Consider the following 15,010-nt stretch of genomic DNA (forward strand, 5'->3'; position numbering starts at 1 on the left):
GATATAAATCGTCATCATAAAAATATATAAGCAACACCGTCGTATAATTTTGGGGATAGGGCCCATAAGTTTCTACCAGACCACCGTAAATCGGTCTGACTACGTTGGTGAACGGGCGATTTGTATAGAAGTCTATTTCTATTCGATCGTCCGATCCCCGACGAAGAAACTCTTGGACTCCCAAGGGTTTCTTTTTTTGTAGATATAGAGAAACGGTATGACAACTAGGGGGAGGAACTAGATATGAAGAAATTTTTCAACTTTAAAGAACTTGGAACGAATTATCGCACGGAATTCATGGCAGGACTGACGACTTTCCTTGCGATGGCTTACATTTTATTCGTCAACCCATCAACGCTTGCGCTAGACGGAATTGAGCAGCTTCCGGAAGGTGTCACGCGAATCGATAAGGGAGCGGTCTTCACGGCAACAGCGATTGCCGCGGCGGTCGGTACCTTGATTATGGGGGTATTTGCGAAGTATCCGATTGCACTCGCGCCTGGTATGGGGCTGAACGCCTTCTTCGCTTACACGGTGGTTCTCGGTTATGGCATTCCTTGGGAAACGGCGCTTGCCGGCGTATTAGCTTCTGGTCTTATTTTTATCGTTCTTACGGTTACTGGCTTACGTCAAAAGATCATTGATGCCATTCCTGGAAACTTGAAGCTTGCGGTAGGAGCCGGAATCGGTTTGTTCATCGCCTTTATCGGTTTTCAAAATGCCGGGATTGTTCAAAACAGCGATGCAACGCTTGTTCAGCTTGGAGATTTAACGGCAGGGCCAACGATGCTTGCCATCTTCGGGATCATCGTTTCGGTCATCTTTCTTGCGCTCGGCATCAAAGGTGGTATCTTCTACGGAATGGTGTTGACGTCGATTGCTGGTATGGTAACGGGGCTGATTACACCGCCGAGTGGTCTTGGTGATGTTGTAGGGGCTGCGCCGAGCGTTGCGCCGACATTCGGTGCCGCTTTCGCTCACTTCGGAGATATTTTCACGATTGAAATGCTTGTGGTCATCTTAACGTTCTTGTTCGTCGATTTCTTCGATACAGCCGGAACGCTTGTCGCGGTTGCGACGCAAGCTGGCTTTATGAAAGATAATAAATTGCCACGTGCAGGACGTGCGTTGTTTGCAGACTCTGCGGCGACGGTTGTAGGTGCTGCGGTCGGAACATCGACAACGACGTCTTATATTGAATCAACTGCCGGTGTTGGAGCGGGTGGTCGGACCGGATTCACGTCGGTTGTGACGGCCGGGTTCTTCATACTAGCGCTATTCTTCTCGCCATTGTTATCGGTCGTCACAGCAGAAGTGACTGCGCCTGCCTTGATCATCGTCGGGGTCTTGATGGCGTCAACTTTGAAAAATATCGACTGGGATCAATTCGAAATCGGCGTACCGGCCTTCTTCACGGTCGCTGCAATGCCGCTGACGTATAGTATTGCGACAGGGATTGCGATCGGATTCATTTTCTATCCGATTACGATGCTGTTGAAAGGGCGTTCGAAGGAGATTCACCCGATTATGTATGGACTGTTCTTGATATTCGTCTTGTATTTTGTATTCCTAGCTTAGTAGAACTAGGATAATTCGGACATTTGGATAAGGAATTCGGACATCTGCACGAGGATATCGGACACCGCGTCCAGTTATTCGGACAAAGCGGCTGATATCGGACAATTGAGACGGGAATTCGGACATCTGCATGAGGATATCGGACACCGCGTCCAGTTATTCGGACAAAGCAGCCGAATCGGACATTTGAAACGATTATTCGGACATCTGCACGAAAATATCAGACACCGCATCCAGGAATCCGGACAAGATGCGCCGGATATCGGACATCAGAACGACTATTCCGGACTTTTTCCATAAAAAGAAGAGAATCCGCCATTTACTCATCTTGTAAGTGGCGGATTCTTACAGCTTTGCGTGTGGAGGCGTCGGAGATTTGTCTGTGCAGTTGGATGATGAGTAAGCCGTGTTTATACGTCGCTTCGATTTTGTCGTGTCGGACGGCGAATGGCAGGTTCAGGGTGCGTTCGAAGGTGCCGTCTGCGATTTCGGATTTGATTTGGTGGCCGCCGCGGTTGTTGATGTCGATTTTTCCTTGCAGGGTGAGGGTGGTTTGATCGACGAGTACTTCGACGTTCTTCGGGTGATTCATGCCGGGGATGTTGACGAAGCATAAGAGCTCGTTGTCGTACTGATACATGTTGACCGCTGGAATGGCGGGTTTCATCATGCTTTCGAAGCCTCCGAATAGGTCGTTCCCCCCATTCTTAGATGGGGTGGACGAGTTCTTCATCATCCCTTCGAATCCTTTCCAAAAATCATCGCCGAAGACGCGGTCTAGGTTGGTTTTCCAATCGTTGAATTGATCCACAACATCTACCTCCGTAAATTGTCAGGATTTGCGGTGAAAAATCATTGTGCCATCGAGTTCCCATGGTTTATAGTGTATGCAAGAAATACGACTAGGTGAATGTCTCAAAGGACGATCAACTATCTCATTTCTTCAATATTATAGAGACACCTAGGTCAGGGGGATGTACATGGAAAATCCATGGTTGATCATTGCCATCATTTTGATGGTGAATGTAGTGTATGTGTCGTTCTTTACGCTTCGTATGATATTCACACTGAAAGGGCAGCGGTATATTGCGGCCACGATAGGGATGTTTGAGATTGTGACGTATATTTACGGTCTCGGAATTGTCCTTGAACGTCTCGATCAGTGGATTAACGTTGTGGCGTATGCGGTCGGTTATGGTCTAGGTGTCATTGTCGGGATGAAGATTGAAGAGAAGCTCGCTCTCGGGTATATTACAGTTAACGTGATTTCTTCACAACCTGACATTCAGTTTACGAAGAAGCTTCGTGACAAAGGCTACGGGGTAACGAGCTGGTATGCGTATGGGATGGAAGGGGATCGCTTGAATATGCAGATCCTGACACCGCGGAAATACGAGTTGACTCTTTATCGGGCGATTCATGAAATCGACCCGAAAGCCTTTATTGTCGCCTATGAGCCGAAACAGATCCATGGTGGATTCTGGGCGAAGTCGGTCAAGAAAGGAAAGATCCAACGTGCCCAAGAAGAACAACAGCAAGAAGCGCTTTGAAGTGGAAGAGAATGAAACGATCGGGCAATGTCTCGATCGGATGAAGAAAGAAGGCTACACACCAATCCGTCGTGCGGAAGAACCGGTTTTCCGTGAAGAGAAGCGGAACGGGGAAAAGGTAATGGAGCCTGTCGGGAAGACGATTGTCTTTCATGCGATCAAGCAGTAAAAGCCGAACAATTAAAAGTAATCGGAAATAAAACGTTCGGTTATTTGATTGACACGCTGTGAAGCTCTTGTTATGATAAGGACAGAAATTGCATAGGAAGCCTCATATAAGACGGGAATAGGGCCCGTTCGTCTCTACCTGGAAACCGTAAATTTCCGGACTATGAGGGGAGTGTGGCGTTCTATTCGTAACGTGCGACGTCTGCCTGTTTAACTCCTCTCATTGTAGAGGGCGTTAAGCAGGCTTTTTTTGTTTTGAATATTCCAGGGTTGATATATAGAAGGAAGTATAAAGAGAGAGGATGAATCATATGCCGGACGTTGGCGTGATTATGGGGAGTCTATCGGATTGGGAAACGATGAAACATACGTGCGATGTACTTGATGAATTACACATTTCTTATGAAAAAGAAATCATCTCCGCTCACCGGACACCGGAAGATTTGTTCACCTATGCGGAACAAGCTCGCGAAAAAGGGATCAAAACGATCATTGCCGGAGCGGGCGGTGCCGCACACTTGCCAGGCATGGTCGCTTCGAAAACGACACTCCCGGTCATCGGCGTACCGGTGCAGTCGAAAGCGTTGCAGGGACTTGATTCCCTCTTATCCATCGTGCAGATGCCAGGCGGCGTACCTGTTGCGACCGTCGCGATTGGAAGCGCAGGAGCTAAGAACGCTGGCATTCTAGCAGCGGAAATGATGGGGGCTTTTGACGAGGAAGTGGCGGAGCGTCTTCAAACCTATCGAACGCACATGGTAGAAAAAGTCGAAGGGATGAGGAGTGATTTACGTGACAGCTAACGTGATCAGACCAGGTCAAACGATCGGAATCCTCGGAGGCGGCCAGCTCGGGAAGATGATGGCGGTCGCAGCGAGACATATGGGCTACCGGATTGCGGTTCTCGACCCGGCAGAAGATTGCCCGACCGCTACGGTGTCGGACCTTCATATCCAAGCGGACTTCGACGACCAGGAAGCGGCGAAGGTGTTGAGTGATGAGAGTGATGTCATTACCTATGAGTTCGAAAACGTCGATTTGGATGTTGCCAGGCTTTTCGAACAAGAAGGGAAATTGCCGCAGGGGGCTTATTCGCTCGAAGTGACACAGAATCGTGAAAAAGAGAAACAAGTCGCGGTGGATGCGGGGCTGCCGGTACCGGAATACCGCATCGTGCATTCGTTCGAAGAAGCGGAACAAGCCTTGGAAACCGTCGGATATCCGTCCGTCATCAAAACGATCAGCGGAGGATACGACGGAAAAGGCCAGCTGAAGCTTGGTGACGAAACGTCTATTGAAGAGGCTCGCTCGTTTATGAAAGAAGGCGGCGTCTATATCGTCGAACAATGGCTCGCGTTCGATCTCGAAATCTCGCAAGTCTTCACACGAAGCATAGACGGGGAGATCGTTTATTTCCCTGTCGCTGAAAACATACACAAGAATCATATTTTACAAGAAACGCGCGTGCCTGCTTTTGTCTCGTATGCGGTCGTTGAAAAAGCACGAGACGCGGTGAAGCGCATGGCGGAGACGATGAATATTGTCGGCACGTTCGCGGTCGAAATGTTCGTGGTCGGGGATGAAATTTATATCAACGAAATGGCGCCACGTCCGCACAATTCCGGGCACTATACGATCGAAGCGTGCAACGTTTCGCAGTTTGAACAGCATGTCCGCGCGATTTGCGGTTTACCGTTATTGAAGGTGCACAGTTTCCCGGCTGCCGTCATGGTGAACGTGCTTGGCAAACATCATGACCTTTTGATGGGAAAAATCGAACAATACCACGGGATCCATCTTCACGATTATGGGAAGAAGGAAGCGCGCATGCATAGAAAGATGGGGCATTTGACGATTGTTGGCGAAAGCCTTGAGGAAATTGATGAAATCATAGAGAATAATCAGGTGCACCTATGGTAGAAAAACGAGGAGGAAGACAATGATTGAACGTTATACAAGACCCGAGATGGGCGCGATCTGGACGGAGGAAAACCGTTACCAGGCGTGGCTGGAAGTCGAGTTGCTCGCGTGTGAAGCGTGGAGTGAGCTTGGTGTCATTCCGAAAGAGGATGTAGAGAAATTACGCGATAAAGCATCGTTTGATGTCGAGCGGATCCATGAAATCGAGGCGGAGACGCGTCATGATGTGGTGGCCTTTACCCGTGCGGTGTCTGAAACGGTCGGGGAAGAGCGGAAGTGGGTCCATTACGGACTGACGTCTACAGATGTTGTCGATACGGCGCTTTCTTATCAGTTGAAGCAGGCGAATGACATCATTCGAAAAGACTTGGTCAATTTCATCGATATTTTAGGAGATAAAGCGCGCGAACATAAGCATACCGTCATGATGGGGCGTACCCACGGCGTGCATGCCGAGCCGACGACATTCGGCCTTAAGCTCGCGCTCTATTTTGAAGAAATGAAGCGTAACTTGGAGCGTCTCGATCTTGCCATCGATCACATCGAAGTCGGCAAACTATCTGGAGCCGTTGGAACGTATGCGAATATCGATCCATTTGTCGAAATGCACGTCTGCGAGAAGTTAGGCCTGAAACCAGCGCCCGTTTCGACACAGACCTTGCAGCGTGACCGTCACGCACACTATGTGTCGACACTTGCTTTAATTGCGACTTCGATTGAGAAAATTGCTGTCGAAATTCGTGGCTTACAGAAGACGGAGACGCGAGAAGTGGAAGAATTCTTCGCAAAAGGTCAAAAAGGGTCGTCTGCGATGCCGCACAAACGTAACCCGATCGGTTCGGAGAACATGACAGGCATGGCGCGCGTACTGCGCGGTGAAATGCTGACGGCGTTCGAGAATGTGCCGTTATGGCATGAGCGCGATATTTCGCACTCATCAGCAGAACGCGTCATTTTACCGGATGCGACGATTGCGTTGAATTACATGTTGAACCGTTTCAGCAACATCGTGAAGAACTTGACGGTGTTCCCTGAGCGCATGCAGGAGAATATGGAGAAAACATACGGCTTGATCTTCTCTCAGCGAGTTCTATTGACGTTGATCGATGAAGGCATGGTCCGCGAAGAAGCGTACGATCTTGTGCAGCCGAAGGCGATGGAAGCATGGGAGCGCGGCATTCCGTTCCGTGAATTGATCGAAGCGGATGCGAAAATCACGGACACGCTATCGTCTGAGCAGCTGGACGCGTGTTTCGATTATACGCATCATCTGAAGAACGTCGATCGCATTTTTGAACGGATCGGCTTGTAAACGGGACATAATTCCACATCCCCCGCTAGCAAGCGGGGGAATCATCACAAAAGGGGTGCACAGCGATGAAAGGTTCTCTTTTATATGAAGGAAAAGCGAAAAAAGTCTACACGACAGACGAATCGGATCAATTGATCTTATCTTATAAAAACGACGCCACCGCATTCAATGGCAAAAAGAAAGACGAGTTCGAAGGCAAAGGACGCCTGAACAACTTGATCACCTCGAACATATTCGAATATTTGCACCAACACCAGTTAGAAACCCACTTTATTAAAGCGTTGAACGAGACCGAACAACTTGTGAAGAAAACGACGATCATCCCACTTGAAGTCGTTGTACGGAACGTTGCTGCAGGCAGCATCACCCGCCGCCTCGGCATTGAAGAACGTACGCGCTTTACCCCACCACTTGTCGAACTTTTTTATAAAAAAGATGAATTGAATGACCCGATCATCAATGATGCTCATGCCTATCATCTGACGGATGTGACGGAGGAAGAACTCTCTAGCATCAAACAGATGGCCCGCATGATCAATGAGCAGTTGATGGGGCTTTTCCGTGAAGTCGGTCTGCAACTGGTCGATTTCAAATTGGAATTCGGCCGCTTGGAGGACGGAACCATCGTGCTTGCGGATGAAATCTCCCCTGATACATGCCGCCTTTGGGATTTGGAAACAGGAGAGAAGATGGATAAAGATGTGTTCCGTGAAGACATCGGAAACTTGATTGATACGTATGAAACGATCTTACAACGACTGGAGGCATATACATGCGCAAAGTAAAAGTGTACATCACATTAAAAGAAGGGGTTCTCGATCCCCAAGGGAAGGCCGTACAAAATTCACTAGAATCCTTGGAGTTCAACAACGTCCATGACGTCCGCGTCGGAAAATATATGGAATTGATGGTAGAAGACACGGAGAATATCGAGGCGGAAGTCGATCGAATGTGTGACAAACTGCTTGCGAACCCGGTCATCGAAGATTACACGTACAAGATCGAGGAGGTTGTTTAAGTGAAGTTTGCTGTCGTTGTTTTTCCAGGCTCGAACTGTGACCGCGATATGTACTTTGCCGTCAAAGATGCTCTAGGAGAAGAAGCGGAACTCGTTTGGTATAAAGAAGCAGACTTGAGCGGTTTCGATGCGATTCTATTGCCTGGCGGATTCTCGTATGGAGACTACCTCCGTTCAGGTGCGATCGCCTCCACGTCCCCGGTCATCGAACAAATCCTTGCTGCGGCAGAAGCGGGGAAACCTGTTCTCGGTGTCTGCAACGGATTCCAAATATTGCTTGAAATTGGATTGCTTCCCGGTGCGATGCTGCCGAACGAACACCTCAAATTCATGTGCCATTACGAAACGCTTGTGGTCGAGAACGCCGATACGATGTTCACGAAGCATTATGAAGATAAAGAAGAGATCCGGATTCCGATCGCCCATGGAGACGGCAATTACTTCTGCGATGAACAGACCCACCAACAGCTTCTAGACAACAATCAGATCGCTTTCACATATCAATCGAACCCGAACGGATCGGTCGGTGACATTGCTGGCATCACGAATGAACAAGGCAATGTGCTCGGCATGATGCCACACCCGGAACGTGCGGTCGAAGCGCTTCTTGGTAACGATGACGGTTTACGATTGTTTCAATCCATCTTGACACACTGGAGGAATACACATGCCATCAATGCTTGAGATCAGTCCACAACAAATTGAAGAACAGCGCCTTTACAGCGAGATGGGACTGAGTGATGAGGAGTTCCAATCGATTACGAAGATTCTCGGCAGACGCCCGAATTACACGGAAACCGGTTTGTTTTCCGTCATGTGGTCGGAACACTGCAGTTATAAGAACTCCAAACCATTGTTGAAAAAGTTCCCGACGGAAGGTCCAGAAGTACTGCAAGGACCTGGCGAGGGAGCTGGCATCATCGATATCGGTGATGAGCAGGCGGTCGTATTCAAAGTCGAAAGCCACAACCACCCGTCAGCCGTCGAGCCTTATCAAGGAGCGGCGACAGGTGTCGGCGGCATCCTTCGTGACGTGTTCTCGATGGGCGCCCGTCCGGTTGCGTTGTTGAATTCACTGCGTTTCGGTTCGCTTGAGCGTCAACGCGTCAAGTATTTATTCGAAGAAGTCGTCCGTGGTATCGCAGGTTACGGCAACTGCGTCGGTGTTCCTACAGTCGGCGGTGAAGTCCAGTTCGATGATGCCTACAACGGCAACCCGCTCGTCAACGCGATGTGTGTCGGATTGATCGATCATAAAGATATCCAAAAAGGGATCGCGGCTGGAATCGGCAATACGGTCATGTATGTCGGGGCAAAAACAGGACGTGACGGCATTCACGGTGCAACGTTCGCATCAGAAGAGCTTTCTGAGGAATCGGAAGAAAAGCGTCCATCCGTCCAAGTCGGAGACCCGTTCATGGAAAAATTGTTGATTGAAGCGTGTCTGGATGTCATCCATCATGACGCCCTTGTCGGCATTCAGGATATGGGGGCAGCAGGCCTTACGTCATCTGCCAGTGAAATGGCGAGTAAAGCCGGCACAGGCATGACGATGAACTTGGACCACATCCCTCAGCGTGAAGAACATATGACAGCTTATGAAATGATGCTGTCGGAATCACAGGAGCGTATGCTTCTCGTTGTCGAAAAAGGCCGGGAAGAAGAAATCGCTCAAGTATTCCGTAAATACAACCTAGAAGCAGTCGCAGTCGGGGAAGTGACCGACACGAAACGCTTCCGTCTTGAGCACCACGGCGAGGTCGTCGCAGACGTCCCGGTCGATTCACTGGCTGAAGATGCACCGGTGTATCACCAACCGTCCAAGGTACCGGCTTATTATGAAGAATTCCAAGCGATGGACAATTATGTACCGGAAATCACGGATCATAAAGAGACACTCCACCAGCTTCTCCGTCAACCGACGATTGCGAGCAAAGAGTGGGTCTACGATCAGTACGATTCGATGGTCCAGACGAACACTGTCGTCACGCCTGGTTCCGATGCTGCCGTCATCCGCGTGCGCGGTACGTACAAAGCGCTTGCGATGACGACCGACTGTAATTCGCGCTACATTTACGTCGATCCAGAAGTCGGAGGCAAAATCGCGGTCGCAGAAGCGGCGCGTAACATCGTCTGTTCGGGTGGACGACCGCTTGGTCTGACAGACGGACTGAACTTCGGATCTCCAGAGAACCCGGAAATCTTTTGGCAAATGGAAAAAAGCGTGGACGGGATGAGTGAAGCATGTCGCTTCCTATCGACACCCGTCATCAGCGGGAACGTATCCTTATACAATGAATCGTTCGGTGGTCAGGCGATTTATCCGACACCGATCGTCGGCATGGTCGGACTGATTGAACATACCGATTACATCACCCAATCGCATTTCCGCGCACCAGGGGACTTGATCTACTTGATTGGAGAAACGAAACCTGAGTTCGGCGGAAGTGAACTGCAAGGCATGCTCGAAGGCCGTCACTTTGGAAAAGCGCCTGAGATCAACCTGAATATTGAAATGACACGTCAAAGCCAGGTTCGTACCGCGATTGAAAAAGGACTTGTCCAGTCGGCTCACGATCTGGCAGAAGGCGGACTTGGTGTCGCGCTTGCCGAAAGCTTGTTCGACCAGGAACTAGGTTGTGAAGTGAACCTGGAAAGGGACGCAACGACCGCTCTATTCGCTGAATCTCAGACGCGCTTCCTATTGTCTGTGAAACCGGAAAACAAGAACGCGTTCGAAGCGTTGTTCCGCGGTTCGAAGCCGATCGGAACGGTCACGGACGAGGGCACGTATCGCGTTGTATCGGGTGACGATACGGTCGTGGAAGAGCAAACATCAGCGCTTAAAACATCTTGGAAAGGAGCTATTCCATGCTTGCTGAAATCAAAGGGTTAAATGAAGAATGCGGCATCTTCGGCGTATGGGGTCATCCGGACTCCGCTCAACTGACGTATTACGGCTTACATGCCCTTCAGCACCGCGGGCAAGAAGGAGCGGGCATCATTACGACGGACGGCAACCAACTCAAGCTTCATAAAGGGCACGGACTCATCAACGATGTCTTTTCTCAAGATCAATTGAATGAACTTCAAGGGCACGCATCGATCGGACATGTCCGCTATGCGACAGCAGGAGACGGCGGCTATGAAAATATCCAGCCGCTGTTGTTCCGTTCGCAAACGGGCGGACTGGCTCTTGCTCATAACGGCAACTTAGTCAATGCTCAAGCATTGAAAAGCCAGCTTGAAGCGCAAGGTAGCATTCTCCAAACGACATCTGACACAGAAGTCGTCGCCCACTTGATCAAGCGGGCCCGTCATTTGCCATTGGCCGATGCGATTACAGAAGGATTGTCGATGATCAAAGGAGCTTATGCTTTCTTGATGATGACCGAAGACAAGATGTTCGTCGCCAATGACCCGCGTGGTCTTAGACCGATCTCGCTCGGTTACCTTGGTGACTCTTGGGTCGTATCTTCTGAGACATGTGCGTTCGATATTATCGGAGCGACGTATGAGCGTGAAGTGAAACCTGGTGAGCTGTTGATCATCTCAGATGAAGGCGTCGAGTCCAGACAGTTCTCGGCACCGATTCAGCGCACACTTTGCTCGATGGAATATGTCTACTTTTCAAGACCAGACAGTAACTTGGATGGAAAAAACGTCCACGCCTCCCGCAAAAGGATGGGCAAATCGCTCGCGAAAGAAGCGCCGATTGAAGCGGACGTCGTGACCGGAGTTCCGGACTCCAGTATTTCAGCGGCGATCGGTTACGCTGAACAATCCGGCATCCCTTATGAACTAGGGCTTATCAAAAACCGTTACGTCGGCCGGACGTTCATTCAACCTTCACAAGAGTTACGTGAGCAAGGCGTGAAGATGAAGCTGTCTCCTGTACGAGGCATCGTCGAAGGGAAGCGCGTCGTCATGGTCGATGATTCGATCGTTCGCGGAACGACGAGCAGACGGATTGTGAAAATGCTGAAAGAAGCGGGAGCGAAAGAAGTGCATGTACGCATCGCTTCTCCTCCGATCAAGAACCCTTGTTACTACGGCATTGATACGTCCAACAGTGGAGAGCTGATCGCAGCCAACCACTCGATTGAAGAGATGAAAGAGATCATCGGCGCAGATAGCTTGTCTTTCCTTACAACGGATGGACTGAATGAAGCGATTTACGAAGGTCAGGAATCGATGGAACATGGCGGTTGCATGGCTTGTTTCACAGGGAACTACCCAACGGAAATCTATCCCAATACCGTACACCCTTACGAAAAGGCGTAACGAAAGGAAGGTCATCTATGAGTCAATCGTATAAACAGGCTGGTGTGGATGTCGAAGCCGGCTACGAAGCGGTCGAACGAATGAAGAAGCATGTCGGACGTACGATGCGGAAAGAGGTCCTTGGTGGCCTTGGCGCTTTCGGAGGATTGTTCGACATCGGAGGCATGGACTATGATCACCCCGTACTCGTCACCGGGACAGACGGTGTCGGGACAAAGTTGAAGCTCGCGTTTGAAATGGACCGTCACGACACGATCGGCATCGACGTCGTCGCGATGTGTGTCAACGACATCATCGCCCAAGGCGCAGACCCACTGCTTTTCCTCGATTATATTGCATGTGGTAAAAACGATCCTGCCCGCATCGAACAAATCGTCAAAGGCATCGCAGACGGTTGTGAACAGTCTGGAGCGGCGCTGGTCGGCGGCGAAACGGCTGAAATGCCTGGCATGTATGATCTTGACGAGTATGACCTCGCCGGGTTCGTGGTCGGCATGGTCGATAAAGACGACATCATTACAGGGGACAACGTCAAAGCGGGAGACGCCCTGATCGGCATCGCCTCATCGGGTGTCCATTCCAACGGATTCTCCTTAGTCCGCCGCATCGTCGGTGACATGAAGGATACGAGCGATTTCGGACGACCGATCGGAGAAGAACTGCTGACGCCGACGCGCATTTATGTCGAAGCGATCCAAGCGTTGAAGCAGACGTTGAAGATCAAAGGCATCGCCCACATTACCGGTGGTGGTTTTTATGAAAACATCCCTCGTACGTTGCCGGAAGGACTGGGCGCCCAGATCGAGAAAGGTTCATGGACGATTCCGCACGTTTTCGATGTGTTGAAAAGGAAAGGGAACCTTGATGAAGACGAGATGTATGGCGTCTTCAATATGGGCATCGGTATGGTCGTCGTGGTCTCGGAAGAAGATAAGCATCAGGCGGTCGAGGCCTTGCAAGCAGACGGAGAAAAAGCGAGTGTTATCGGTCATGTCACAGATCAGGAAGGAATCCACTGGTCATGATCAATTTAGCCGTTTTTGCATCAGGCACAGGATCGAACTTCGACGCCATCATTCAGGCCATCGAAGAAGGAACGCTCGAGGCCCGTGTCTCTTTGCTCATCTGTGACAAAATCGAAGCGCCCGTCATCGAAAAGGCACAAGAGTACAACATCGATACTGTCGTGTTCAACGCGAAATGTTACGAAGATAAAGTCGCTTACGAACGTGCGCTGCTTCATGATTGCCAATCTCGCGACATTGACTATATCATTCTCGCTGGCTTCATGCGTCTGATCGGTCCGACTTTACTCGAGCCCTATGAACATCGTATATTGAACATTCACCCGTCTCTATTACCGGCATTCCCCGGGAAAGGTGCGATTGGTCAAGCTTTTGACAAACAAGTGAAAGTCACCGGTGTGACCGTACACTTCGTCGATAACGGCATGGACACAGGCCCGATCATCGATCAGGAACCGGTCCGCATCGACCCGGCCGATACAAGAGCAGATGTTCAGAAGAAAATCCAGGCGGTCGAGCACAAGCTCTATCCGCGTGTCATTCAGTCTTTACTCGTCAAGGAGGAATCATAATGAAAAAGCGTGCCCTACTGAGCGTATCCGATAAACAAGGCTTGGCCGCATTTGCCAAGCAATTACACGAACTAGATTACGAACTCGTCTCCACAGGCGGAACGAAACGCAGCATCGAAGAAGCCGGTATTCCGGTGATGTCGATTTCTGAGGTGACCGAATTTCCGGAAATCATGGACGGCCGCGTCAAAACGCTGCATCCATCTGTCCACGGTGGCCTGCTCGCCAAACGTTCAAGTGAGGATCATATGACTCAACTCGATGAGCTCGATATCCAGACGATCGACCTTGTCGCTGTAAACTTGTACCCATTCAAAAACACGATTGCCAAAGAAGATGTAACCGAAGCCGAAGCGATCGAAAACATCGACATCGGCGGACCGACGATGCTTCGTTCTGCTGCCAAAAGTTTCGAAGACGTCACGGTTGTCGTCGATCCAAGCGACTACGACCAAGTCATCGAAGCGCTAAAGCACGACCAGCTCACACATGACGTGCGTCGCCAGCTCGCTTCGAAAGTATTCCGACACACGGCGAACTACGACGCAATGATCGCCGGCTACATGACCGAAGAACCGTTCCCGGAAACGTACACGGTCACTTACGAGAAGGTGCAGTCCTTGCGTTACGGCGAGAACCCGCACCAGACCGCCGCTTTTTATAAAAAAGCCAATGAAAAAGGCGCGTCCTTAGCGAACGCTGAGCAACTACACGGTAAGGAACTCTCCTATAACAATATCCAGGATGCGAACGCGGCACTCGAAGTGGTGTTAGAGTTCAGTGAACCTGCCGCCGTAGCCGTGAAGCATATGAACCCGTGTGGGGTGGGTGTAGGCGAAACACTCTATGATGCCTACACGAAAGCGTACGAAGGCGATCCGGTCTCCATCTTTGGTGGAATCGTCGCCCTGAACCGCGAAGTCGATGCCGAAACCGCATCGAAATTGAAAGAGATCTTCCTTGAAATCATCATCGCCCCGTCCTTCAGTGACGAAGCGATCGAGATTTTGACAGCGAAGAAGAACCTGCGCCTGTTGACGGTCACGATGGACAAGCCCGAAGGACAGACTCACAAACTGACAAGCGTCCACGGCGGCCTGCTCGTTCAGGACACTGACGAAGGTTCGCTTGCCGATGCGGAACTAGAAGTCGCGACAGACCGCGAACCGACCGAACAGGAAATGCACGACTTGAAGCTCTCTTGGCAAGTTGTGAAACACGTTAAATCAAATGCGATCGTCATCGCGAAGAACGACCGTACACTCGGCGTCGGAGCGGGCCAAATGAACCGCGTCGGCGCAGCGAAAATCGCGCTTGAACAAGCCGGTGCCCAAGCACAAGGCAGCGTCATGGCGTCCGACGCCTTCTTCCCGATGCCGGATACCGTCGAAGCGGCAGCTGAAGCTGGCGTGAAAGCGATCATCCAGCCGGGTGGCTCGAAGCGTGACCAAGATTCGATTGATGCCTGCAACAAGCACGGTGTCGCCATGGTCTTCACAAGAATGCGCCACTTCAAGCATTAAGTGAGGTTCCGTTAACGAAACGTGGTGTGCAAGAGGGAAGAAAAACGGATCGCTTTCCGT

General features: G+C 50.4%; 16 protein-coding genes and 2 riboswitches. Of the genes, 15 read left to right on the forward strand and 1 reads right to left on the reverse strand.

Annotation, left to right across the window (positions count from 1 at the left end):
- The first annotated feature begins 19 nt into the window (after window positions 1–19).
- Window positions 20–122, forward strand: a riboswitch (purine riboswitch).
- Between the two features lie 121 nt (window positions 123–243).
- Together H0266_RS13645 and H0266_RS13650 are read left to right on the forward strand one after the other, a co-directional pair.
- On the forward strand, window positions 244–1,578 hold the full coding sequence (locus H0266_RS13645; RefSeq protein ID WP_181472987.1) for an NCS2 family permease: 1,335 nt from the start codon (window positions 244–246) through the stop codon (window positions 1,576–1,578).
- 105 nt (window positions 1,579–1,683) lie between these two features.
- The gene (locus H0266_RS13650) at window positions 1,684–1,878 is read left to right on the forward strand and encodes a hypothetical protein (RefSeq protein WP_181472988.1); all 195 of its coding nucleotides are present in this window, start codon (window positions 1,684–1,686) and stop codon (window positions 1,876–1,878) included.
- Window positions 1,879–1,897: 19 nt separating this feature from the next.
- On the opposite strand, the gene H0266_RS13655 is transcribed toward H0266_RS13650, so the two are convergent.
- A complete protein-coding gene (locus H0266_RS13655; protein WP_181472989.1) occupies window positions 1,898–2,389 on the reverse strand; it encodes an Hsp20 family protein in 492 nt (163 codons plus the stop codon).
- A 169-nt stretch (window positions 2,390–2,558) separates the two neighbouring features.
- Here H0266_RS13655 and H0266_RS13660 point away from each other — a divergent pair, with 169 nt between their 5' ends.
- The 13 genes from H0266_RS13660 to purH all read left to right on the forward strand — a co-directional run bounded on the left by H0266_RS13660 (window position 2,559) and on the right by purH (window position 14,950).
- Window positions 2,559–3,128: a DUF2179 domain-containing protein gene (locus tag H0266_RS13660; RefSeq protein ID WP_181472990.1), complete on the forward strand. Its 570-nt coding sequence runs from the start codon at window positions 2,559–2,561 to the stop codon at window positions 3,126–3,128.
- Window positions 3,094–3,297: an NETI motif-containing protein gene (locus tag H0266_RS13665; RefSeq protein WP_343063292.1), complete on the forward strand. Its 204-nt coding sequence runs from the start codon at window positions 3,094–3,096 to the stop codon at window positions 3,295–3,297. The genes H0266_RS13660 and H0266_RS13665 overlap by 35 nt, the downstream gene beginning before the upstream one ends.
- Before the next feature lie 82 nt (window positions 3,298–3,379).
- A riboswitch (purine riboswitch) is annotated at window positions 3,380–3,480 on the forward strand.
- A gap of 127 nt (window positions 3,481–3,607) precedes the next feature.
- Window positions 3,608–4,099: a 5-(carboxyamino)imidazole ribonucleotide mutase gene (gene purE, locus H0266_RS13670; RefSeq protein ID WP_181472991.1), complete on the forward strand. Its 492-nt coding sequence runs from the start codon at window positions 3,608–3,610 to the stop codon at window positions 4,097–4,099.
- Window positions 4,089–5,216 carry a 5-(carboxyamino)imidazole ribonucleotide synthase gene (purK, locus tag H0266_RS13675; protein ID WP_181472992.1) on the forward strand — a complete coding sequence of 376 codons (1,128 nt, stop codon included), beginning with the start codon at window positions 4,089–4,091 and terminating at the stop codon, window positions 5,214–5,216. Before purE ends, purK begins: the two co-directional genes overlap by 11 nt.
- Window positions 5,217–5,235: 19 nt before the next feature.
- Window positions 5,236–6,528 carry an adenylosuccinate lyase gene (gene purB / locus H0266_RS13680; protein ID WP_181472993.1) on the forward strand — a complete coding sequence of 431 codons (1,293 nt, stop codon included), beginning with the start codon at window positions 5,236–5,238 and terminating at the stop codon, window positions 6,526–6,528.
- 65 nt (window positions 6,529–6,593) lie between these two features.
- On the forward strand, window positions 6,594–7,313 hold the full coding sequence (gene purC, locus H0266_RS13685) for a phosphoribosylaminoimidazolesuccinocarboxamide synthase (RefSeq protein ID WP_181472994.1): 720 nt from the start codon (window positions 6,594–6,596) through the stop codon (window positions 7,311–7,313).
- Entirely contained in the window at window positions 7,301–7,546 is a 246-nt protein-coding gene (gene purS / locus H0266_RS13690; RefSeq protein ID WP_181472995.1) for a phosphoribosylformylglycinamidine synthase subunit PurS, read from the forward strand. Before purC ends, purS begins: the two co-directional genes overlap by 13 nt.
- Window positions 7,547–8,230, forward strand: a complete 684-nt coding sequence (gene purQ / locus H0266_RS13695) for a phosphoribosylformylglycinamidine synthase subunit PurQ (protein WP_181472996.1) — start codon at window positions 7,547–7,549, stop codon at window positions 8,228–8,230.
- A complete protein-coding gene (gene purL, locus H0266_RS13700; RefSeq protein WP_181472997.1) occupies window positions 8,214–10,442 on the forward strand; it encodes a phosphoribosylformylglycinamidine synthase subunit PurL in 2,229 nt (742 codons plus the stop codon). Before purQ ends, purL begins: the two co-directional genes overlap by 17 nt.
- The gene (gene purF, locus H0266_RS13705; protein ID WP_181472998.1) at window positions 10,418–11,830 is read left to right on the forward strand and encodes an amidophosphoribosyltransferase; all 1,413 of its coding nucleotides are present in this window, start codon (window positions 10,418–10,420) and stop codon (window positions 11,828–11,830) included. Before purL ends, purF begins: the two co-directional genes overlap by 25 nt.
- A gap of 17 nt (window positions 11,831–11,847) precedes the next feature.
- Entirely contained in the window at window positions 11,848–12,855 is a 1,008-nt protein-coding gene (gene purM, locus H0266_RS13710) for a phosphoribosylformylglycinamidine cyclo-ligase (protein ID WP_181472999.1), read from the forward strand.
- The gene (gene purN / locus H0266_RS13715) at window positions 12,852–13,427 is read left to right on the forward strand and encodes a phosphoribosylglycinamide formyltransferase (protein WP_181473000.1); all 576 of its coding nucleotides are present in this window, start codon (window positions 12,852–12,854) and stop codon (window positions 13,425–13,427) included. The genes purM and purN overlap by 4 nt, the downstream gene beginning before the upstream one ends.
- On the forward strand, window positions 13,427–14,950 hold the full coding sequence (gene purH / locus H0266_RS13720; protein ID WP_181473001.1) for a bifunctional phosphoribosylaminoimidazolecarboxamide formyltransferase/IMP cyclohydrolase: 1,524 nt from the start codon (window positions 13,427–13,429) through the stop codon (window positions 14,948–14,950). Before purN ends, purH begins: the two co-directional genes overlap by 1 nt.
- Window positions 14,951–15,010 lie beyond the last annotated feature (60 nt).

The sequence above is a fragment of the Halobacillus locisalis genome (assembly GCF_013694105.1).
GTDB lineage: Bacteria > Bacillota > Bacilli > Bacillales > Halobacillaceae > Halobacillus > Halobacillus locisalis.

What these genes read in the sequence shown, in the direction of transcription:
- H0266_RS13645 (WP_181472987.1), top strand. Translation starts at nt 244, where the DNA reads ATGAAGAAATTTTTCAACTTTAAAGAACTTGGAACGAATTATCGCACG.
- H0266_RS13660 (WP_181472990.1), top strand. Translation starts at nt 2,559, where the DNA reads ATGGAAAATCCATGGTTGATCATTGCCATCATTTTGATGGTGAATGTA.
- purE (WP_181472991.1), top strand. Translation starts at nt 3,608, where the DNA reads ATGCCGGACGTTGGCGTGATTATGGGGAGTCTATCGGATTGGGAAACG.
- purB (WP_181472993.1), top strand. Translation starts at nt 5,236, where the DNA reads ATGATTGAACGTTATACAAGACCCGAGATGGGCGCGATCTGGACGGAG.
- purC (WP_181472994.1), top strand. Translation starts at nt 6,594, where the DNA reads ATGAAAGGTTCTCTTTTATATGAAGGAAAAGCGAAAAAAGTCTACACG.
- purS (WP_181472995.1), top strand. Translation starts at nt 7,301, where the DNA reads ATGCGCAAAGTAAAAGTGTACATCACATTAAAAGAAGGGGTTCTCGAT.
- purL (WP_181472997.1), top strand. Translation starts at nt 8,214, where the DNA reads ATGCCATCAATGCTTGAGATCAGTCCACAACAAATTGAAGAACAGCGC.
- purF (WP_181472998.1), top strand. Translation starts at nt 10,418, where the DNA reads ATGCTTGCTGAAATCAAAGGGTTAAATGAAGAATGCGGCATCTTCGGC.
- purM (WP_181472999.1), top strand. Translation starts at nt 11,848, where the DNA reads ATGAGTCAATCGTATAAACAGGCTGGTGTGGATGTCGAAGCCGGCTAC.
- purN (WP_181473000.1), top strand. Translation starts at nt 12,852, where the DNA reads ATGATCAATTTAGCCGTTTTTGCATCAGGCACAGGATCGAACTTCGAC.
- purH (WP_181473001.1), top strand. Translation starts at nt 13,427, where the DNA reads ATGAAAAAGCGTGCCCTACTGAGCGTATCCGATAAACAAGGCTTGGCC.